We start from the raw sequence: 21,391 nt of genomic DNA, 5'->3' as shown, positions 1-21,391 counted from the left end.
AATTAATTTTAAATTAAAATCGAACTTATGCTCAAAATACAAGCAAAATCAAAAATCCCTACAGATTACGGATTATTCACGATGTATGCATTTTCAGAAAATGAAGAAAACTGGAGCCCTCATTTGGTTTTAGTGGCCGATAATACTGATTTTAATAAGGTGGTCAATGTTCGTTTTCACTCGGAATGTATTACCGGAGAAGTCTTTCATTCAAAAAAATGTGAATGCGGGCAACAGCTGGATGCTGCGATGAAATATATGTCTGAAAATGGGGGAGTTATTGTTTATCTCAGACAGGAAGGACGAAATATTGGAATCATCAATAAACTGAAGGCTTATGAACTTCAGGAAAAAGGTTTTGATACTGTTGAGGCTAATTTGAAACTGGGGCTGCCAGCAGACGGAAGAAACTTTGATATAGCAGTTGAAATGCTGGATATTTTAAATATTAAGGAAATAAACCTGCTGACCAACAATCCGGAGAAGATCAAGTCTGTTGAGAACAGCAGCATCAATCTCAACCGTAGAATTCCTTTAGAAATTGAATCCAATGGGATAAATGAAGGCTATCTTGTTAGAAAAAAGGACTATTTTGGTCATCTTTTGGAGAAGATATAATCTTTTATCGAAGGGTAATGTTTTTTTATCATACGTTTAAATCGTGTCATCATGGAAAAAATACTGCTTACCGGCGCTACCGGATATATTGGTAAAAGAATGATTAGTGTCATTGCTGCACAAGGATATAAAGTAGTATGCTGCTGCAGGGATATCAATCGTTTCACGGCAAATATGGATATTGATGATAAGCTTGTTGAGGTTATTGAAGTCGATTTTTTAAAACCGGAAACATTACAGAATATTCCTGAAGATATTGATGGAGCCTATTATTTAATGCATTCCATGAGTACTGCTGAAGATTATGAAGATTCTGAAAAGAAATGTGCCCATAATTTTTCTGAATATATAGAAAAGACTCATTGCAAACACATAGTATATCTTTCTGGTCTGGCTAATGAAAAGCAACTTTCAAAACATTTAAGTTCGCGATATCAGGTTGAGAAAATTCTTATGGATTGTAAAGTTCCTGTCACTGTTCTCCGGGCAGGTATTATTATTGGCTCAGGAAGTGCTTCTTTTGAAATAATAAGAGATCTCGTTGAAAAATTACCGGTGATGGTAGCTCCTAAGTGGCTTTATACGAAGTGCCAGCCAATAGGAATTGCTAACGTTCTGGATTTTCTGATTTTCGTTTTGTTTAAAGAGAAGGCTTATCAGAAAGATTTTGATATCGGGTGTGATGATGTGCTTACCTACAAAGATATGCTCCTTAAGTTTGCTCATGTAAGAGGATTGAAAAGGACTATTTTTACCCTTCCGGTAATGACTCCCAAGCTTTCTTCTTACTGGTTGTATTTTATCACTTCCACTTCTTATAATCTGGCAAAGGCTCTTGTGGGAAGTATGAAAGTAGAAGTTGTCTGCAGACCGGAAAATCTGGCCTTAATTAAATTAATTACACATATACAGCCGTTTTCTTATGAGACTGCACTTAAAAGGACGCTGGCAAAAATTCAGGCCAACGAAATCGTATCAAGCTGGAAAGACAGTTTTATTAGTAGCCGAAATGATTCAACTTTAAAAGAATATCAGGATGTACCTAAATACGGCTGTTTTACCGATCTCAGAAGTGAAGAATATGATAACAGGGAGGCTTGTATCAACAGAATTTTTGAGTTGGGGGGTAAAAACGGATGGTATGCACAGGGTTTCTGGAAAATAAGGGGTTTTCTTGATAAACTTGCTGGCGGCCCCGGACTCAGAAGAGGAAGAAGGCACCCTACAGATCTTAAAGATGGAGATGCTCTGGATTTCTGGAGAGTACTGTACGCAGACCGTAAAGAAGGAAGGCTTATCTTACTGGCTGAAATGAAACTTCCGGGAGAAGCCTGGCTTATGTTTAAGATCTATAAAAATAAGATATGGCAGAAAGCTGTATTTCGTCCAAAGGGTTTGTGGGGTAGAATATATTGGTTTATGGTTCTTCCGTTTCATGGGATTATTTTTAAAGGAATGATTAATAAGCTTAGCAGAAATAGATAGTTTATTCTTTACATGAAAAATATGATTGAGACTGAGAGTCGGACAATAGAAGACTTATGGTTTTGAATATGAGGTCGGTAGCTGAAATTGAGATGAGTTTCTTCAATGGTGCTTAAAATTTAATAAATTTTAACATTCTAAATGGTTTTTTAGGCACAAACATTGTTTATTTATATACCAATTACTTTAAATATATTATTATGAATAATTCAGATTATAACAAAGCAGAAAATGCAGTTAATGAAACCGAAAACTCTTTAAAAAATGCAGCTGATAATGCAAAATGGAAGATCAGTGAGCTAGCGGATAAAGCCAAAGATTATATCAATGAAAAAAGAGATAATGATCAGGAAGCTTCTCATGAAGACTGGCTGGAAAGGGTGAAGTCAAATATTTCAGATGCCTGGGATGATATTAAGGATAAAGCTGATGAAGCTTGGGAAAATACCAAAGATGCCGCTGAAGATGTCAAGGCTGAATGGAGAAAAAAAACCAATTAATGTTAGTTTAATATATACTGTCCGGAGCTTTTAAAGTTTCGGACAGTGTATATAATAAGCAGATATAGTTTATTTGTATTCTTTTTTTTTCGATTGGCAGATTATTTAAAGTAAATGCCTTTATAGAAAAATATAGGTAGTTTTATCTTTTTCTCGTTCCAGGAATATACTTATTTATAATTAATACAGTTTTTATTTCGATTGTGTTCCTTAGGTATCATTTACTATTAAATGTAAAAAAATCAAATTGTATACACTCGAGTAAAAAGTTGAGATTAAATTAAAAGCAGGTATATTTGTATAGTATTTTAATTGACATGAATTTTACCCTTATCAAAGACTTTATGACTCTTCTTGAGCAATTCGAATCAGATAATAAAACATCTCCGAATTCCTATCCACCCACTATTGAGGACTTTAAATTGTGGGTTTCTGGTAAGGATAATGTTGAGTCTGCGCGTGCTGATGATGAGCCATATTGGGAAGGAAAAGAGAATGGAAGAACAGCGGAAAGTGCAATTAGTACATTACTTGTTCATCTTAACCGATATGCTAAAACCTATTCAAAGTCGGCTATCACAGATTCTGAATTTTCTACTCAGGAAGACTTTATTTACTTGATCAACTTAAAAGCTTTTGGTGAGATGACTAAGATGGCTCTCATCAAAAAAAATATTCACGATAAGCCTGTTGGCATGCTGATCATTACAAGACTTCTGCGTCAGGGATTGATTGAACAGACAGATTCTGATTTGGATAAACGAAGTAAATTAATCCATATTTCTGAGAGAGGATTAGTGGTCCTGGAAAAGCAAATGGAAAAAATTCGTCAGGCTACCAATATTGTTGCCGGGAATCTTAATCATAATGAAAAAATGGATCTGATCCGTATTCTCAATAAATTAGATCGTTTTCATTATCCTATTTTCTCACGAAACATTCATTCTGATGAGCTCATTAACACAATCTATGATGAATACACTTTCAATAAATTATGATATTAATAATGTTCCCGTAGGTTTATAATAAGGCGAAAGATATCTTTCATTTTTAATCATTATTTTTAAATCTACAAGGATTTTTTATAATTCTGTATTGCCCAAATCAGTAATGCATTTTTTTCTTTTGGAATACCCAATTTTTCTATAATTCTGGTACGGTGTCCTTCTACTGTTTTTTCGGACAGGAAAAGAAGTTCTGCAATTTGCTTACTGGTTTTTTGAGCAGCTATTAATTCTACTATTTTTCTTTCAGAAACTGTTAATAGGTTTAGTTTTCCGGGGTCATCTGTTTGCTCTATCGTGTAATTTTGAAGTAAAGCTCCAGAATAATATTTCTTTCCTAAAGCAATTTCTTTCATACATTTTTCTAAATCAGGAGAAGCTTTTTCTTTTAAAATATAACCATCTACTTCAAATTCTTTTGCTTTGTTCAGAACTCCAATTTCATTATGCATGGTAAGGATGATAACTTTAGTACGCCATTTATTTTCCATTACTTTTTTTGCCACTTCCAATCCGTCCAAACCCGGCATATTTAAATCTAAAACAGCTACATCCGGCAAATAAACCTGAATGTAATTAAGGGCTGCAGTTCCATTAGAGCAAGCACTAACTACGTTATACCCCAAATTGCTAAGGTAAGAAACAGTTCCATTCAGGGTTAAAGGATGATCGTCTGCAACTAGAATTTTCATTGTATTATTTTTTTATTTGTACCACTATTTTTGTGCCTTTATAAGTTGAGGTGATATGGGCTTGTCCACCAATTGCTTTGCTTCTTTCTATAATATTGTGTAAACCAAAAGCATCCTTTTTTTCCAGAGTTTCCTCTACATTAAACCCTTTTCCGTTATCCATAATTTCTAAAATAACGGTGTCTTTATTTTCAGTTAAAATTACTTTTGCCGCGATAGCATCTGCGTATTTTATAATATTTGAAACAGCTTCCTGCACAATTCTATAGATTTGTAATTCTTTTTCAGTCGTGAGACCATCTTGATAATTGATTTCAGATGAGATCATAAAACGATGTGTATTTTGGATACGTTCTATGAATTGTTCTAAACTGGCTTCAAGTCCTATTTTTTCAAAAAGAACGGGATGTAAATTTCTGCTGATTGCTCTAATGTCATTAATAATGCTATCCACTTTTTCGTTTAATTGAAGTTGGCTTACCTCAAACGAATGCTTAAGCGATAATAGTTCATGGCTCACGCTGTCATGGAGATCAGATGCAATTCTTTTGCGTTCTTCCTCGGTTTTATCCAGAAGGTTTTTAGTAAACTGCAATGATCGTTCTTTTTCTAAAGACAATTTCTTTTGTTTTTGTTTTAAATAATAGATAATAATCCCTAATAGCAATGCAATAAAAACGAGTATTAAAGCCACAATAACAGCGTTTTTGTTGATAATAGTTTCTTGCTGGAGTTTAATTTCCTGTTCTTTTTCTTTAGTTTCATATTTTGCAGCGAGTTCTAAGTTGATCAGCCTACTTTTTGCGCTCGATAAGCTGTCCTTGGTACGGTAAAATTCATTATTATAAAAAACAACCTTGTCCAGATCTCTGCTTTGAATTGCTTTTTCTAATAAAACATCGTAAAATAAGTTGGCTCTTTCGTAGTTTTTATGTTCAAGCAAATTGGGTAGTGAATTTTCTAGATATTTTGTGTTACACGTTTTTACATCCCTGTTGATTTGATATAAAGCTAATGTCGCCTGGTAATCCTTTTGCCAATTTTGAGAGGTGTTTTTTTCTGCGACAGGCTTTATTCTGTCTAAAACTATTTGAGCATCGTTTAATTTATTCTCTTCAATTAAAGCTTCTATTTCGTAATCAGAGATACAAAGAAGAAGTACATCATTATCATATTTGCTGGCTAAATATTCTTTGTAAGTTTCGTGGATGTATTTATTTTTCAACTGACGCATATTAAAAAAACCATAAACAGAACATTTGTTATATTTGCCCATAAAATAATCATAGGTGTTCCCAATTTCTTTAGATACCTTTATCACTTCATCTGCACTTGCGGCCGCCTTCTGAAAAGAACCGTTTGCTTTGTAAATATTGACATAATTCGATTCTACAGAAGCTATACTTTCCTGATCTCTGATTCTTATGGAGTAGTTTCTCGATTTTTCATTCGCTTCTATGCTGTTTTTTAAATCCCCTAAAACAAAATAAGTATATGATAAGTCATAATAAGAACGGGCTATTTTGTAGCAACTTTGGTAATCATCCGGCTCTAAAGCTGTAATTTTTAAAAAGTAATCCTTAGCCTTGTTTAGATGGTCTCTGTCAAATTCTAAATTGCCATAATAACTATCAATGTAAATTGTTTTTATGGGTGGTAATTCACTCCTATACCTTTCATCAAATTCTTTTACAACTTTGGTAAGACGAGGATCAAAATCATAATAATAAACAAATTTTGTAGTCACTAAATCCAGAATTTTGGAAGCGTTTGAATAATCATTTTTAGCAATTTTACTTTGATAGTAGTCCAAAAAAACTTTCAGGTAATGTTCTTTATCTGCATTATAGCTTTCATTTTTTCTTAACCAGACTTTTGTAGGCTCTTCTTTTGGCGGAGTTGTTTTTTCAAAATAAAAATTTTCCTTTTTTTCTCTACATGATAATGTGAAAAAAGTAATGAATAAGAATATGATTTTCTTAATCGTAGGCATACAGGTATTTTTTTACAAATGTATCAATTTCTAATATTAAAAATTATGCAATCTTCAATTCAAGGGTTTACCCTTGTATGAATCTCCGGAAGAATAATACAATTTTGTGACTTAATTAATAAAACTATCATTATGAAAAGTAAAATACTTTTAATGCCATTCAAACTAAACTTTCAAAAAATTTGGGTGGCCTTTTTTCTTTTAATTTTCCAAATTGGATTTTCCCAGCAAGGTTCTGCGCTAGATTTTGATGGGGTAAATGATTATGTAAGCTGTGGAAATATTTTGCCTTTATCTTACACCAAAGAAGCGTGGATTTATGTTAAAAGTTTAAACAGCCAAAATAACATTATCTCTGGTGGTGATTCAGATGGACTGCATGCTTTCTGGATACCCAATAGTTCCGGTAAGCTTTCTGCGGGGCATAACGGTGATTGGTATGCTTTAGAAGATAGTGTTCCATTGTCTATTAATACCTGGCATCACGTTGCAGTAACTTATGATGCTGCTTCTACCACAATGAAATTATACAAAGATGGACAATTGAGATCTACCAAGACCGATGTTGATCCGGTTGATGAGGGAAATACGGTTAGAATAGGCGCTTTTAATGATGCTGCCAATAGTTTTACAGGAACTATGGATGAAGTAAGGATCTGGAATAGAGCTTTGTCTTCCAGTGAAATAGCAAACACGATGAACTGTGAGCTGTCAGGTCCGGAAACAGGATTAATAGCGTATTATAAATTTAATCAGGGCATCGTTAATGCGAATAATGCTTCCGTAACAACTTTGCTAGACAGCAGCGGAAATAATTACCATGGAACTCTTCATGGTTTTGCTTTAAACGGAAGCTCCTCTAGCTGGGTTGGTAATAGTGTTATCAATACCGGAATTACCTGTACTACTTATTTAAATGTATCCTCAGTAGAAAAAACGAATTTTAAATTCTTTCCTAACCCTGCTACCAACAAGTTGTTCCTGACATCCCAACAACCAATTTTAAATGTTGAAGTGATTAACTTTCTAGGGCAAACTGTTATAACACAAAAAATAAACAGTGTTGAAGCAGAAATTAATTTGTCATCTCTTACTCCAGCCTCTTATTGGATTAGAATAAAAACCGAAGAAGGTCTTGAGACCATAAAAATCATTAAAAAATAAAGAATTCAAAATAAGAATATGCTAGTCAGTTATTTTAATTTAAGAGTAAGAAAATCTATATTTTGGTATTTCAGGAACTGGAAATTTATTAAAAGTATCTTAAAATAAAAGGCGCCAACTATCTTTAGTTGGCGCCTTTTGGCTTTTTGTGACCAAGACGAGCGTATCTTCAAACACTTTTATCGATGATTTGGTTCGTTTGAGCCAAATTAAAAAAGAATTGAATATAGCTAACTTATCATTCAATTTTAATATTTTGTAATTTAATTTATAGTTATTTGAAACAATCGATATTGGCATTGCTTGACTTTAATTTACTTTTCCTGTCTTCAATATTTTTATACAGATTTACTTTATTCATTCACATTTATAGAATTTTTACTTATTCACAGCTTAATTGAAGAGTGAGGTATATTAGATAGTCTTGTTTCGATGCTCATAAATATAAAAATCCTACTGAAAGGTAGGATTTTATTTTATTTCATCACAGAAGCTACTCTAGATATTAATTTTCTTAACTCAATTAAATTCACTAAGATCTGTTGCCCTAACGGATTTTTTTATGAAGTTAATTTCTGAATAAAATGTTGCTAACATTATAAAGGCTCCTCCCACTAATATCCGTATTGTAATAAGCTCATCAAGAATAAAATAGGATGCAATAGTTCCAAAAATTGGTTCAAATAAGTAAATTATTGCGACTTTCTCGGCATTGATATACTTTTGCGCTAACATAGAAATAGTATACATATATGCTGTAGAGAATAAAGCACAAAATATTACTGATAACCAGAAATCGCTGTCAGTGGGAAGCCAATTTGTAATAGTCTCTGTACTCGTATAACAGAAAGATAATAATGAACAGATTGCAAACATGGGTACTATTGTAGTTACAATATCTATATTTTTGTTTTCTCTTTCTACCTGTATCAGATATAGGCTAAAACCTAATGTCCCCAGCATTGTATAAATCGAACCTTTGTTGATTTTTAAATCATTCGTTAATGCAATAATACATAAGCCTGTTAACGCTATAAGTGAGGCTATCCATATTTTATTTGGAATTCTTATTTTGTATAATATCCATTTCAAAATGGGTACTACAATTACACATAAACCTGCTATAAAGGTACATTGTGATGCTTCAATATATTTTAATCCTAAAGTCTGAAAGACAATACCTAGCATTAACGGGATGGCAAGTTTGGAACTAACTTTTAATGTTCTTAGATTGATTAATTTTAAATATTTTGAAAAAAATATTGCTAAAACAACCGTTGCGATCAGGAACCTATAGGATAAAAATAAAGCTAAAGGTGAACTTGTTACTGCATTCTTTGTAACTGGAAAAGAGATACCCCAAAAGGCTGTACCTATAATAAGCAGTATATAATATATGTTTTTCTTTTGCATTTTCTTAAATTGCATTAATGGATTTATATCAGTTAAAATATTTTCTTGCTTTAGCTAAAGAGTTACATTTTTGGAATACGGCTTCTAAAATGAATATTACTCAATCAGCCTTAACCCGAAACATTCAGTCATTAGAAAAAGAGTTAGGGGTTCAACTTTTTTTTCGTGATAAAAGGAATGTTAAGCTTACTCCTGCCGGAATATTTTTACAGGAAAAGTGGAGTGCTGAGCTTGATCAACTGCAGACAATTCATAAAGCTGCACAACAAATCCATTTAGGAGAAATGGGAGCGATTAAAATTGCTCATCCTGATTCTATTTCATCATCAATTTTGCCTGATTTAATAGATCGCATTCTAAAAAAGTTTCCTAATCTCAGCATAGAACTGATCCAATTGCCCTATGAAAATCAAGATGACTATCTTAAAAACTATAAAATAGATATCGCACTTACGAGAGATGTCAATCAGTCCTCAATTCTCAGTTCCCGTAAAGTGTCCTCCGAAAATCTGACTCTTATTGTTCCTGAAAAACACTATTTTAATACATTATCAGATCTCTCTACAGAATCGCTGCTTAAAGAGAAATTTATTTTAACCACTAGTGATTATCAGAGTAGTTATACCTCAAAAATTGATGAAATTTTTTCGTTCTATAAAATAAGTCCTAAACCTTACATCCTAAGTGAATTTGGATCAACTATTATTTCCTTGGTAAAAAAAGGCTTGGGCATTTCTATTCTTCCTCATTCCTATTCATTAAACACCAGTGATGGGGTCAGATTTATTACTCTTCCTTTTGAAAGCGAATTATTTATTACATGGCGAAAAGATGATCATAATCCTATTATAAATAATGTTTTACAATTAATTTAACCTTTAACTATTTTGCGAAGTTAGCTTCTTTTTTAATTCAGAAAAATGCTATTTTGTAATAGTTTAATGCGTTTAGTGTATCAGTGGAGGTGTTGTTTTAATAATAGATCTCCACTGTCATTATGACTTTCAGATCCATTTTCAGGGAGCTAGAGGAGTGGTATTGTCAATTTCTGAAAGCAATTCAGAGATTACTAGTTCAGTTTACAAATGAAAATGATAAGCATTAATGTAAACCACAACAATGGAATTCCTTCCGCCCAAAGAAGTGTATAATATTTAGTTTTGTTTTTATCTGCAAAATAGGTAAATGCGATAATTGATGCGATAACGATTAGATTTATAATTATTTGATAGTGAAATTGTGTCCTTTTGTAAAAATCTAAAACAAAAAAGGCGACAACAAGTATGTATATAAAAGCTTTCGTGTTATTAGTCCCGATTACTTGTGGTAAAGTTTTAAGTTGGGAGTCATCAGAACCAAGATCAATAATTTCAAAAATTAAGATCAAAATGAGAGTCAAAATAAAGCGCTGTATGAACGCAAAAATTACATAGGGCTGTAAAGGGGCGTTTGCTTCTAAAATTGGTAAAAGAAGAGTTATTGCAGACCAGCAAATTGATACAATATAAATTTTGATACCTGCCCTGTTTCTGAGGTTAAGTTTGCTTTTACCAAATGGGATAACATATAAGCTATTTAAAATGGCAAACAGAAAAATTGTTATTTGTGTCCTGTAATTAAAAGTGAAGTAATAATATATAGACGCAATCAATCCAATAATTGTAAAAATAATTATAGATTGTAATGTCTTTTTAAAGTGTATATGCGTACGCACGTATTCATAGTACTTTGTGATATTATAACTAGACATCGTAGCGCAAAAAACAAAAATCAAAAGGCTATAGTTATACTCTAATTTTGCATAATAATTTGTAACTCCAACCAATGCAACTGCAGCTGCAGCAACATGAAAGCTGGAGTTAATATACCAATCAATAGCCCCCTTAAAAAAGTTTTGATTCATAGCAATGAGGAGCAATTACATTTTTACAGCTCTTTTTTCATCATAATATCTGTCTGCTCATCATCTCCAAGAACAAATATATGTTTGTCAAATTCCACAAAGCCGTTTTTCTTGTAAAAGTTTATTGCTCTAGGATTTTCCTCCCATACGCCTAGCCACACATATCTAGCAAGTGATTTAGTAGCTATTTCGATGGCGTGATCATAAAGCAGTTGCCCGACTTTCTTACCATGATATGTGCTTAATACATATATACGTTCAATTTCAAGACCTTTATTGTCTTTTAGCTCTGTTTGAGCATTACCAAAGTTGATTTTAAGGTATCCTATTATGTCAACACCATCAATAGCAAAGTAAAACTCAGAATTTTCATCAGCCAATTCATCCAGTAATTTTTCTTCTGAAAAACCCTCTCGCAAGTATTTTTCCATATTTTCTTTTGAATTGCTTTCTGAAAAAGTTTCTGAAAAAGTTTTTCTTCCAATTTGTTGAAGTGCAATTAGATCATCTGTGTTTACTTTGCGTATTATTATATTATTCATTGATAAATAAGTTAATTTAGATAAATAAAAATATAACAAATTTAAGTCCTGTAGATTTTAGGTTAATAGTCCAATTCTTATAAAGTCTATAGTCCAATTATTTATTATAAAACAATTCTTTTAAGAATATCAATACTTTGTGAGAGATTATCTGTCGTTGAGGACGCAAAACCCAATCTTGTTGCATTTTTATTAAAGCTGGCGTATTTGTGAACGCTCCCATCAGAAAAGTATAATCCTTTTGAATACGCTTGCTCAGTAATTTTTTTCAAATCTAGATTTTTTTCAAACTCAGCCCATACAGTCATACCTCCCTCTGGTACTGAAAAGTTTATGATATCACCCAACTCATTTTTCAACAAGGAACAAAAATAATCTCGCCTTTCATGATACACCGATAATGCCTTTCGAGTATAGCGTTGAACCGTTCCATCTGTTAGTATTTCTGCCATTGCATTATCCAATATATGATCACCTTGACGATCCAGTAGAATTCTAACATTAGCAAGATGTTCAATTACATTTTCAGAAGCTACCAGATATCCCATACGAAAGGCCGGCGAAAAACTTTTACTAAATGAACCACAATAGATAACCATCCCATTTTCATCTGCACTTGCTAAAGGTAAGAGAGGACGATTATTGTAATGAAAATCAAAATCATAATCATCTTCAAAAATGATGAAACCATATTCATTGGCCAGCCTTAGAAGCTCAAGTCTTCTGTCAATACGCAATGAGACAGTAGTAGGATAGTGGTGATGCGGAGTCACATATACCATTCTGACTTTGGATTTTTTACATATGTTTTCCAATTCCTCTATAATAATTCCATTTTCGTCTATTGGTATGCCAATATGCTTTGCCCTGGCGTGCAGAAAATTATGTTCTGCACGCTGCCATCCTGGAATTCCAGATACAATGACATCTCCCGGATTGATTAATGATGTGCAGACGAGATTTATTCCCATTAAAGTTCCACGAATGGACAGGATATTTTTTTTTGTAGTTTTTAAATTTCTGGTTTCATTTAAATATTTAGATATTGAATCTCTATACATTTCTGAACCATCTGGAGAGCCGTAAGCACCAAATTTATCATAAAGGCCACTACGTGTCAGCTGGTTGCGATATGCTCTGTAAAGTTCTTGTAAAGGAGCTTGTTTTGGATCAGGATAACCATCATCCAAATGTAGCATTGAGGTGGGTATAAAATAAGGATTTGCCACGTATTGATTGTCATTCACCTTAAATCCAGCTGTTTTTAATCCAAGTTGAATAATGGAGTCTTGAAGCTTTTTGGGCTCAAATGTGGGAATATGAGAAGAGACAAAAGTTCCTCGTCCTACAAAACTTTCTAACCACCCTTGAGCTTGCAATTCTTCAAAAGCTTTGGATACTGTAACTCTATTAACTCCTAACATTTTTGAAATTTCCCTTGATGACGGAAGTTTTTGATTAGATCCTAATTTCCCATTCTTAATAAGCATGAGTATTTCATCTGAAATTTGCAGATAGACAGGTCTGTCATTATGATTATTTATTAATATCTGACTAAACAAAGTTTCAATAATTGGACTATTCATAATGTTAATATTGGACTACAAATATAAACCAATTTGCTTTTATTTTTGTATCATAAAATTCTTTATTACAAATCTTTAAATTACTTTTTATGAATAAAAATGAAATTATAATCAGAAAAGCAGTTGAATCGGATAGTGACAAGGTTTGGGTTCTTATGAAAGAACTTGCCGTTTTTGAACATTATATAGATTCATTCGCAATCACCCCTGAGATTGTGAGAAATAGTGGATTTAGAAAGACGCCTCCTGATTTTTATTGTATTGTTGCCGAGAATGGAGATGAGATTGCAGGAATGTTGGTGTATTATTTTCTTCCCTATACTGCACAAAATCGACCTGCAATTTATCTAAAGGAATTATACGTTGATAATCATTATAGAGGCCAAAAGATAGGAGAGAAATTGATGAATGCATTGAAAGAGGAAGCAAAACAGCATAATTGTACACAGATCAAATGGACTGTTGCACCTTGGAACGATTCAGGTAAAAGATTTTACGAACGTTTGGGTGCAAAGGAGAATACAGAGTGGCTCAGCTACGAATGGAGTATTTAATCCTGTAAATTCAGAATTTATCAACTATGTATATCCCAAATAGTTTCTATTTTGATGATAGGAAGGAAATAATATCTTTTATGAGAAGGTATAGCTTTGCTACGATTATCAATACTAAGAATGAACTTCCGATCGCTACGCAATTACCTTTTTCAGTTGCTGAGTTAGATGGTAAGTTGTTCATTACTTCTCATTTTGCTAAATCAAATGAACAATCTATATGTATTGAAGATCAGATGTCGTTAATTATATTTACTGAACCCCATTCTTACATTTCTCCTTCTCATTATGATAAAAAGGAAAGTGTTCCAACTTGGGATTATATAGCAGTGCATGCCTATGGCAGAGCAAATATAATCAGGGACGAACAAAGAAAAATTAATGCACTGAAAGATATGATAGTTTTTTATGAAAAGGATTATTTGATGCAGTGGAACAGTTTATCGGATCCATTCAAATTGGGAATGATGAATGGGATTGTGGCATTCGAAATTGAAATTGAAGAATTGCAAGCTCAAAAAAAACTCAGCCAAAATAAAACAGCTGAAGAAAGAAGGCGCATTGCTGAACATCTTGAACAAAGCAAGAATACGTCTGAAAGAGACATTGCTAAATATATTAAGAGTATTAAGAAATAAATGTAAGTCTGATGAGAAAAGTAAGCAAGGCAATGAAATACAATTGGTTACTATGTACTTTAATGTACCAAGAAAATCTTAATAATTTGTGAGGTATCATTTACAATTTTTTTTTTTAATGTTTCGCATCTAGATTTACCAAAACAGTAAAAAAGATTAATCTGGATTATTCTGGAATCAAAAACAAAAAAAATGGCTCAATTTAGATTAAATTGGAGCCATTTGGGCGTTTGTGACCTCGACAGGATTCAAACCTGTAACCTTCTGAGCCGTAATCAGATGCGCTATTCAGTTGCGCCACGAGGCCTTGTGTTACCTTGTTGTTTAAAGGTTTGCAAATATAGCACTTTTTTCCGTTCTTTGAAAGATGAAACAGAAAATTTTACTTTTATTTACGGTATTTTCGCTAATAGCCTGTAAAAGAGAATCAAAAATTTCGTCCTCAGATTGGACAAATATCTCAGGTCGTACCCAATTTAAGGAACATAATGGAGTTCTTGAACTAAAATCGGGGAATTTCACTTATAATTTTAAGCAAAATCAAACTCCTTTTAAGAAAATAATTCTGCTGAATGCTAGTATGGCCGGGTATATTTCCGAGTTGGGAGCAGAAAGTTTAATCATAGGGGTTTCCAGTCCGGAATATATTTATTCGGAAAAAATACAGAATCTGCTCAAAGAAGGGAAAATCCAAAATGTAGGCAGCGAGCAGAAATATGATGTGGAAAAGATCATCTCCATGAAACCGGATGCTATTTTCACCAATCATATTGCCAGTTTTGACAATACTTATGAACTGTTGAAAAATAATGGAATTCAGGTGATATTCCTGGATGAATATATGGAACAGCAGCCATTAGAAAAAACAGCTTATATCAAGCTTTTCGGGGAGTTTCTAGGAAAAGAAAAAGAGGCTGAAGCTAAATATCAGGAAGTTGAGAAAAACTATAGTGAGCTGAAAAAACTGGCTTCAACAGCAAAAGAGAAACCTGTTGTTCTAGCTAATGAAATGTATGGAGATGTATGGTATCTTCCTGGAGGAAATACTTCCGTTGCTCATTATATTTCTGACGCCAATGCCAATTATATCATGAAGGATAATAAAGATGAAAAAGCTTTGACAATGAGCTTTGAGGAAGTCTATGCAAAAGCAGGGGGCGTTCAGTATTGGGTAAATGCAGGAAGCCATACTTCAAAAAAAGAAATGCTGGGCATGAATCCTTTCTATGGGAAGCTTGATGTCTTCAATAAAGGAAAAATATACACTATTGCAGGAAAAGAGAAACTGAAAGCGAATGATTTCTTCGAAAGTGGCGTGGTAAGAGCGGATCTGATCCTTAAAGATTACATTAAGATCTTCCATCCAGAACTTTTACCCAATTATCAGCTTACTTATATGAAAGAATTGCAGTAACTCATACTATTTGCTTATTTTTGCCTTTCCTTTTTATAGATTATGTGGAAAAAAATTAAACAGCTTATCTTCATCGTTCTTGTTCTGAATGTTGTTTTTATTATATGGGGTAGATTTTTTAATCCTCCTATAACGATTACCCAGATAGGAGGGCTTTTTGAATACGGAAAACTACACAGAGATTATATTTCCTATGACGAGATGGGAAGCAATGTGAAAAAGGCTGTGATAGCCTCTGAAGATCAGAAATTCTTTGATCATGACGGTTTCGATTATACAGCCATCGAAAAAGCCATGAAATATAATGAGAAAGGCAAAAAAGTAAGAGGTGGAAGCACGATTTCTCAGCAGACTGCTAAAAATGTTTTTCTTTGGCAGGGGAGAAGCTGGGTGAGAAAAGGACTGGAAGCGGTCTATACTTTTATCATCGAAAAAGTGTGGAGCAAAGATATTATCCTTGAAAGATACCTGAATTCCATTGAAATGGGGCAGGGAGTATTTGGGGTAGAAGCGGCTGCCCAATACTATTTTGGAAAACCATCCAAAGATCTAAGTGCTTCAGATGCAGCCTGGATTGCTGCTGTATTGCCTAATCCAAAGAAATATGATCCTAAAAATCCATCTCCTTATTTGAGAAAGAAACATAATTGGATTATGAGACAGATGAGGAATGTGAGTTTGAAATAGTATCTTTGTACTAATGAAATTCTTTAATTCCAGCACAAACTTTGAGTCAGTTCTTAAAAAATATTTTTCTTTTAAGAATGAAACCCTTTCTTTAGAACCTTTTGCAGAGTTTTTAGAGACGATCAAAGAAGCAGACTTTACAGATGTGCTCAATTTTTTCAGAAGCAATCCTAATTTTGCCGAGAACTTTAAACATTACATTCACAATATTTTTAGAGGAAGACCATTCAATCTTTCGCTGACGGAAGCTAATATTCTTTCAGAAAATGCCTTCTTTCCGGAACTTAAAAAAAGAATTCTGAACAAGGTTCTGCCACCCGTTGAAAATGAAAAAACGGTGTGGTATATGATTGATAATGTCAGTCTTAGACCCAATAAGGATTTAAAATATCTTCACAATCTTCCTGAAAATGAGATTGATGAATTTTTAAACATGTTAGGCGCTTCGGATTTTATTATCCGGCCCAACGTGAAAAAAGAACTTATATTCTCTATGAATATCCTTTCATGGAGGGTTACAGGGATGGCTATGGAAGTGGAAGTGGTGAGAATGGCTCCACAGTACAGGAATTTACACAATCCGTTTCTTGCCCTTCAGAATGAGCTGGAAACATTAGCCGAAGATCTGGTAAAAGATCCTGAAATGCAGCTGCATTCTAAGGACAGCAGATATAAGCAGATAAAAATCTATGCAGAACAATGCCAGGAGTTTGTTAATATTGCTTTTAAAAACTCAGCCAAATATGGTATTTCTGGAAAGATCAATCAGTCCCTGTTAAAGATTCGCCAGCAGACCGAAAGAATATATGAGATTGTTCAGCTCTTGGTTATTGATACCGATGAGGACGTTCTGATAAAGTCTAAGCAGTTGATCTTTAATATTCTAAATTATAAATCTCATAAAAATAATATTTCAGATCTCATCAACGACAGTACGAGGCTGATTTCCCACCTTATTACCAATCATACCGCAGAAGCCGGAACCCATTATATTACTTCTACAAGAAAAGAATATATGACCATGTTCTACAAAGCGAGTGGTGGTGGAATCATTGTAGGAGCGCTTTGTGTTCTGAAAATGCTGTATGGATACATCCCCGGAAGTGATTTTTCACATGCCTTTCTGTATTCTATGAACTACGCGATGGGATTTGTGATGATCTATCTGATGGGATTTACTCTTGCTACAAAACAGCCTGCTATGACGGCTGCTACGATGACGAAAGTATTATCTGAAGAGGGAAAAGCCCAAAGAAATAATACAGAGTTTGCCCATTTAGTTTCTAAGTTATTCAGAAGTCAGTTTATTGCCTTTGTAGGAAATGTATTGCTTGCCTTTCCGATAGCACTCGCCATCATTTACGGACTGGATGTATTTTTCTCGCAAAACCTTGCCGTAGAACGCTCTGATAAATTATTAAAAGATCTGGATCCTTTTAAATCAAAAGCAATTCTGCATGCAAGTATTGCGGGGTTCTATCTTTTCATTTCCGGAATTATTTCGGGGAATATCGGAAACAATTCTGTGTTTTATCAGATTCCCGAAAGAATTGCTAAAAACCTTTCGATAAGAAGCTTCTTTGGGAAGAAATTTGCAAAAGGACTTTCAAAATATTATGCTAAAAACTGGCCGGGAATCATTTCCAATTTCTGGTTTGGGGTGTTCCTTGGGGCGACAGCTCCGGTAGGAATGTTTTTTGGGCTGGATCTGGATATCAGACACATTACCTTTGCTGCAGGTAACTTTGCACTGGGACTGTATGGAAAAGATTTTTCAGTAGATTCCTATACATTCTGGATGTCTTTTATAACTGTATTTCTGATCGGTTTCTTTAACTTTCTGGTAAGTTTCAGTTTATCGATGTTTCTGGCATTCAGATCCAGAAAGATGAATTTCGGACAGGTAAGTGAGATCTATAAAGAAATTTTCAGATACTTTGCAAAACATCCGCTGAAATTCTTCCTGCCATTAAGCTCAGGACTGGATAAAAAAGCAGATGATTTAATGAGCAGTACCATTTCTAATAAATCAGAAGAACATTAACAGTATTTAAAATAAAAAATGCTACCCGCGGGTAGCATTTTTCTATAGGTATTTGTTTTTAAACACAATAAGGAAGTTCCGGACATTCTGCAGGAAGCTGCTCCCAAAAACCACATTCATTTAGGTTCTGACAGCTTAATGCACAGCATGTCATCCGATCACCTGAACCTTGCACTGCTTTTAAACTTTTTCGGGATAATTTCTTTGATGTAAGTATCTTTTTCATGGTAAAAAATAGTTTATTTAATGAATATTAAAGATACATATTAAATACAATAAATCAAAATAATTTCAACGATGGTGAATTATTTTAGGGTAATTTTTCCCTGTAATGCTTACAATATCTGAAGGTCTTTAAATTTTTCCGCTCCGAATTTATCCTGAAACTTTTTGAGATAAAAGCTTTTACGCATTTTAAAATCATGTTTCAAAAGAGGGGAATCAATTTTAATAATAATACATTCTTTTTCAATGTTGACACTTCTTATTTCCTTGAAAAGGCTTTCATCAAGATACTCTTCAAGGAAATCTTTGATGTCAAAAGCAATAAGTTTATGTTCAAAACCGTAGATCCTGGCAAAAGATTTTACCAGTTCAGAGGATTGATATTCACGTTTTTTCTTCTTCATACTATTTTTTCTCTACATATTCAGTTGTTAGTCCCTTACTTCTAAAAAACTTTTGCAAATCAGGATAAAGATACTCACAAGTTTTGAAAGGATCTAGTATATTTCTGGGGGAAGATTCAATTCCTGAACATTCAAAACAAATTTCTAAATAAGCAAAAATCGTATCACTTTCATCATAGAATAAGATTGCATTTCTTGGAAAAAAACATCCGCTGGAGGAGACTGATTTAATATAATATTTGTCGCAGGTATTGTAGATTACATCGGTAAGCTCAGAAATCTCAGACAAAGTTAAAATTTTGGATTCCTGAATGCCCGTAAAGACAGATTGGTCAACAGCTTCTCTTAATTCAAACTTTTTATTTTTTTTAATACTATCGTAATATTTTGTAAGCCTAATAGAGTCTTCTTTCGTTTTTGGCGGCGGAGGAGCAGGCGTGTAAGAATTGGCAGTACTTCTTTTTAAATTCAGATTATAAGAAATGATTTTTACCTTCGTTGCTTTATTAAAAGGAAATGTGGCTATTCTCTTATGGAGTGGTGTGGGTTTAAAATCCTTTCTGAGATCACCCTCCTTGAAAGAATGATATTCCGCTAACAGATCTACAGGTTTTCTCTTTTTCTTTTGCCCATAGGAAAATAGAAAAAGTACTGAAAATAATAAGATAAGAGTTTTTGATGTCATATCTCAAAAATTATACTTTCCTCATTGATTTTCTTCACCACACTTTCCGTACGTTCTCTGTGAGTATCCGTAATGAAAATCTGTCCGAAGCTTTCTTTATTAACGAGCTCAATCAATTGTGAAACTCTGTTGTCATCAAGCTTATCAAAAATATCATCAAGCAGTAGGATAGGGGTCTTTTTTGTTAACTCCTTTACAAGACTCATCTGAGCCAGTTTTAAAGAGATTAGGAAAGATTTCTGCTGTCCCTGAGACCCGATCTTTTTGATCAGAACATGATCCATCTCAAAAAGCAGATCATCCTTATGAATTCCCTTTGAAGTATAAGTCAGCATGCGGTCTCTTTCAATACTCTCTTTTAAAAGGTTTTCAAAAGAATTTTCAAGCAGATGTGATTCATAAATAACAGATACCGTTTCTTTTCCGCCGGAAATAATCTCATAGAAATTCTGAACGATAGGGTTCAGCTGTTCTACAAACTCTTTTCTTTTCTTGAAAATTTTGGTCCCGAATCGGGTTATAGGGTCATCATAGATTTCCAGTGAATCTCTATCCCATGTCCTATTTTTGGCAAAATATTTCAGCAACGCATTTCGCTGCTGAATGGTTTTCTGATATTGGATAAGGTCAAAAAGATATTCTGAATCCGTTTGAGAGATCATAGAATCCAGAAATTTCCGTCTGCTTTCTCCAGAATCAGAAATAAGATTAGAATCATAGGGAGAAATCATCACACTCGGAAGATAACCGATATGGTCCGCAAGCCTGTCATAGCTTTTGTCATTCTTTTTGATCACCTTTTTAGCTTCCTTGGGCTGGGTAATTCTAATGATATCTTCACTGTCCTCATTTTGAATTTCAGCATCAATGGTGAAGAAATCCTCCTCTGCTTTAATATTGTTAAGATCAGTATTTCCCAAGAAGCTTTTTCCTACGGATAAATAATGCAGAGCGTCCAGGAGATTCGTCTTTCCCACGCCGTTATTCCCCACAAAACAATTGATCTGCGGTGAAAATTCAAATTTTTTCTCTGAGTGGTTTTTGAAATTGTAGAGGGAAAGCTTCTTGATAATCATTCGTCAAAAATACTCCATTATTAGTAAAAATAAAAAAGGAAGTGCCGAACAAGTTTCCACCCCGAATGAATAATAAGCGTCATCTCTTTTGTTATCAGAGAAATAGATGAGGATATAAGTTATAATGCTTGCCATAAAAAAAGCCAAAGCATATTGTAGTTCAAGATAGAAAGTAGCAATAATACTGCTGATGAAAACAAGAGCATACGCAATATATTTGGTATTTTGTACCCCTATCAGCATGGGGAAAGTTTTTACTGTGTCACTATTCATATCCCGGATATCAAAAGGTAGTACAAGTGCCGTGATAAAGAAAAAACTGATCAGAAAAATCGGAATACTGAATTCCGGAAGAGTGAGCCAGCAATTGACCAATGCCCATACCAATCCTACATAAAAAACTTTCAGCAAGGGTATTTTTCGGATATAAACATCAAGGAAAAAGCTGTTGTAAAGTAATCCCAGCACCACAATGATGAACCATTTCAATAGTCTTATTTCATTATGATTATAGATGATCAGGAGAGCACAGATGATTCCTGCGAGTGCATTTACAACCAGTATTTTGAAAAAATGCCTGGTATATTGATATTTAGTATACAGATAACCACTGAAATAAGTGATGAAAATAAGTGCGAAAGTAGGGAAACGGAATGTGTTTTGCTCTGTCATGAAAAATACTGCAAAAAGAGTTCCCATAAGGGAGACATAAATCTGGCTGTCTATGATGGTTTTTTTGAGTATTTTTAAGATGTTCATTTATC

At 33.6% G+C, this 21,391-nt stretch carries 22 protein-coding genes and 1 tRNA gene; 11 read left to right on the top strand and 12 right to left on the bottom strand.

Features of this window, described 5'->3' with window-relative positions; translation table 11 throughout:
• Positions 1 to 27 precede the first annotated feature (27 nt).
• The 4 genes from ribA to DBR39_RS17775 all read left to right on the top strand — a co-directional run bounded on the left by ribA (position 28) and on the right by DBR39_RS17775 (position 3,601).
• Complete coding sequence (gene ribA / locus DBR39_RS17790) at positions 28 to 618, top strand: GTP cyclohydrolase II (RefSeq protein WP_124535354.1); 591 nt, start codon at positions 28 to 30, stop codon at positions 616 to 618.
• A gap of 51 nt (positions 619 to 669) precedes the next feature.
• On the top strand, positions 670 to 2,103 hold the full coding sequence (locus DBR39_RS17785) for an SDR family oxidoreductase (RefSeq protein ID WP_124535352.1): 1,434 nt from the start codon (positions 670 to 672) through the stop codon (positions 2,101 to 2,103).
• 200 nt (positions 2,104 to 2,303) lie between these two features.
• Entirely contained in the window at positions 2,304 to 2,603 is a 300-nt protein-coding gene (locus tag DBR39_RS17780; protein ID WP_124535350.1) for a hypothetical protein, read from the top strand.
• Positions 2,604 to 2,920: 317 nt separating this feature from the next.
• Positions 2,921 to 3,601: a MarR family winged helix-turn-helix transcriptional regulator gene (locus DBR39_RS17775; RefSeq protein ID WP_124535348.1), complete on the top strand. Its 681-nt coding sequence runs from the start codon at positions 2,921 to 2,923 to the stop codon at positions 3,599 to 3,601.
• A 71-nt stretch (positions 3,602 to 3,672) separates the two neighbouring features.
• Here the strand turns inward: DBR39_RS17775 and DBR39_RS17770 are convergent, their stop codons facing one another.
• On the bottom strand, positions 3,673 to 4,299 hold the full coding sequence (locus tag DBR39_RS17770) for a response regulator transcription factor (RefSeq protein WP_124535346.1): 627 nt from the start codon (positions 4,297 to 4,299) through the stop codon (positions 3,673 to 3,675).
• Between the two features lie 4 nt (positions 4,300 to 4,303).
• On the bottom strand, positions 4,304 to 6,292 hold the full coding sequence (locus DBR39_RS17765) for a sensor histidine kinase (protein ID WP_124535344.1): 1,989 nt from the start codon (positions 6,290 to 6,292) through the stop codon (positions 4,304 to 4,306).
• Positions 6,293 to 6,424: 132 nt separating this feature from the next.
• On the opposite strand from DBR39_RS17765, the gene DBR39_RS17760 reads away from it, so the two are divergent.
• Positions 6,425 to 7,456 (top strand): LamG-like jellyroll fold domain-containing protein, encoded by a 1,032-nt coding sequence (locus DBR39_RS17760; protein WP_124535342.1) that lies wholly within the window; start codon positions 6,425 to 6,427, stop codon positions 7,454 to 7,456.
• Between the two features lie 519 nt (positions 7,457 to 7,975).
• Here the strand turns inward: DBR39_RS17760 and DBR39_RS17755 are convergent.
• Complete coding sequence (locus DBR39_RS17755; RefSeq protein WP_228447858.1) at positions 7,976 to 8,884, bottom strand: DMT family transporter; 909 nt, start codon at positions 8,882 to 8,884, stop codon at positions 7,976 to 7,978.
• 2 nt (positions 8,885 to 8,886) lie between these two features.
• Here DBR39_RS17755 and DBR39_RS17750 point away from each other — a divergent pair, with 2 nt between their 5' ends.
• Complete coding sequence (locus DBR39_RS17750) at positions 8,887 to 9,744, top strand: LysR family transcriptional regulator (protein WP_124535338.1); 858 nt, start codon at positions 8,887 to 8,889, stop codon at positions 9,742 to 9,744.
• Positions 9,745 to 9,938: 194 nt separating this feature from the next.
• Here DBR39_RS17750 and DBR39_RS17745 read toward each other — a convergent pair whose 3' ends face one another.
• The 3 genes from DBR39_RS17745 to DBR39_RS17735 form a co-directional block, all read right to left on the bottom strand.
• The gene (locus tag DBR39_RS17745; RefSeq protein ID WP_124535336.1) at positions 9,939 to 10,772 is read right to left on the bottom strand and encodes a hypothetical protein; all 834 of its coding nucleotides are present in this window, start codon (positions 10,770 to 10,772) and stop codon (positions 9,939 to 9,941) included.
• Positions 10,773 to 10,795: 23 nt separating this feature from the next.
• On the bottom strand, positions 10,796 to 11,314 hold the full coding sequence (locus DBR39_RS17740) for a GNAT family N-acetyltransferase (protein ID WP_124535334.1): 519 nt from the start codon (positions 11,312 to 11,314) through the stop codon (positions 10,796 to 10,798).
• Between the two features lie 104 nt (positions 11,315 to 11,418).
• Positions 11,419 to 12,900, bottom strand: coding sequence for a PLP-dependent aminotransferase family protein (locus tag DBR39_RS17735; protein WP_124535332.1), 1,482 nt, complete (start codon positions 12,898 to 12,900; stop codon positions 11,419 to 11,421).
• A gap of 89 nt (positions 12,901 to 12,989) precedes the next feature.
• On the opposite strand from DBR39_RS17735, the gene DBR39_RS17730 reads away from it, so the two are divergent.
• Both DBR39_RS17730 and DBR39_RS17725 read left to right on the top strand, forming a co-directional pair.
• Entirely contained in the window at positions 12,990 to 13,454 is a 465-nt protein-coding gene (locus DBR39_RS17730; RefSeq protein WP_124535330.1) for a GNAT family N-acetyltransferase, read from the top strand.
• A gap of 26 nt (positions 13,455 to 13,480) precedes the next feature.
• Positions 13,481 to 14,092, top strand: coding sequence for an FMN-binding negative transcriptional regulator (locus DBR39_RS17725; RefSeq protein WP_124535328.1), 612 nt, complete (start codon positions 13,481 to 13,483; stop codon positions 14,090 to 14,092).
• A gap of 233 nt (positions 14,093 to 14,325) precedes the next feature.
• On the opposite strand, the gene DBR39_RS17720 is transcribed toward DBR39_RS17725, so the two are convergent.
• Positions 14,326 to 14,399, bottom strand: a tRNA-Arg gene (locus DBR39_RS17720).
• 60 nt (positions 14,400 to 14,459) lie between these two features.
• Between DBR39_RS17720 and DBR39_RS17715 the strand changes: the two genes are divergently transcribed.
• Genes DBR39_RS17715 through DBR39_RS17705 form a run of 3 tightly spaced genes read left to right on the top strand, consistent with a single transcriptional unit; the run spans position 14,460 to position 18,237 of the window.
• Positions 14,460 to 15,506 (top strand): ABC transporter substrate-binding protein, encoded by a 1,047-nt coding sequence (locus DBR39_RS17715; protein WP_185147214.1) that lies wholly within the window; start codon positions 14,460 to 14,462, stop codon positions 15,504 to 15,506.
• A gap of 42 nt (positions 15,507 to 15,548) precedes the next feature.
• The gene (gene mtgA / locus DBR39_RS17710) at positions 15,549 to 16,193 is read left to right on the top strand and encodes a monofunctional biosynthetic peptidoglycan transglycosylase (RefSeq protein ID WP_109739223.1); all 645 of its coding nucleotides are present in this window, start codon (positions 15,549 to 15,551) and stop codon (positions 16,191 to 16,193) included.
• A gap of 13 nt (positions 16,194 to 16,206) precedes the next feature.
• The gene (locus DBR39_RS17705; protein ID WP_124535326.1) at positions 16,207 to 18,237 is read left to right on the top strand and encodes a recombinase; all 2,031 of its coding nucleotides are present in this window, start codon (positions 16,207 to 16,209) and stop codon (positions 18,235 to 18,237) included.
• 58 nt (positions 18,238 to 18,295) lie between these two features.
• Here DBR39_RS17705 and DBR39_RS24330 read toward each other — a convergent pair whose 3' ends face one another.
• The 5 genes from DBR39_RS24330 to DBR39_RS17685 form a co-directional block, all read right to left on the bottom strand.
• Positions 18,296 to 18,463, bottom strand: coding sequence for a hypothetical protein (locus DBR39_RS24330; RefSeq protein WP_185147213.1), 168 nt, complete (start codon positions 18,461 to 18,463; stop codon positions 18,296 to 18,298).
• Between the two features lie 109 nt (positions 18,464 to 18,572).
• Positions 18,573 to 18,866 (bottom strand): hypothetical protein, encoded by a 294-nt coding sequence (locus DBR39_RS17700; protein WP_124535324.1) that lies wholly within the window; start codon positions 18,864 to 18,866, stop codon positions 18,573 to 18,575.
• Between the two features lies 1 nt (position 18,867).
• Positions 18,868 to 19,551 carry a hypothetical protein gene (locus DBR39_RS17695; RefSeq protein WP_124535322.1) on the bottom strand — a complete coding sequence of 228 codons (684 nt, stop codon included), beginning with the start codon at positions 19,549 to 19,551 and terminating at the stop codon, positions 18,868 to 18,870.
• Entirely contained in the window at positions 19,548 to 20,627 is a 1,080-nt protein-coding gene (gene recF / locus DBR39_RS17690; RefSeq protein ID WP_124535320.1) for a DNA replication/repair protein RecF, read from the bottom strand. Before recF ends, DBR39_RS17695 begins: the two co-directional genes overlap by 4 nt.
• Before the next feature lie 3 nt (positions 20,628 to 20,630).
• On the bottom strand, positions 20,631 to 21,386 hold the full coding sequence (locus tag DBR39_RS17685; protein WP_124535318.1) for a hypothetical protein: 756 nt from the start codon (positions 21,384 to 21,386) through the stop codon (positions 20,631 to 20,633).
• Between the last annotated feature and the right edge of the window lie 5 nt (positions 21,387 to 21,391).

Source organism: Chryseobacterium sp. KBW03 (assembly GCF_003852415.1).
GTDB lineage: Bacteria > Bacteroidota > Bacteroidia > Flavobacteriales > Weeksellaceae > Chryseobacterium > Chryseobacterium viscerum.
This window is presented reverse-complemented; position numbering and strand designations above follow the sequence as displayed.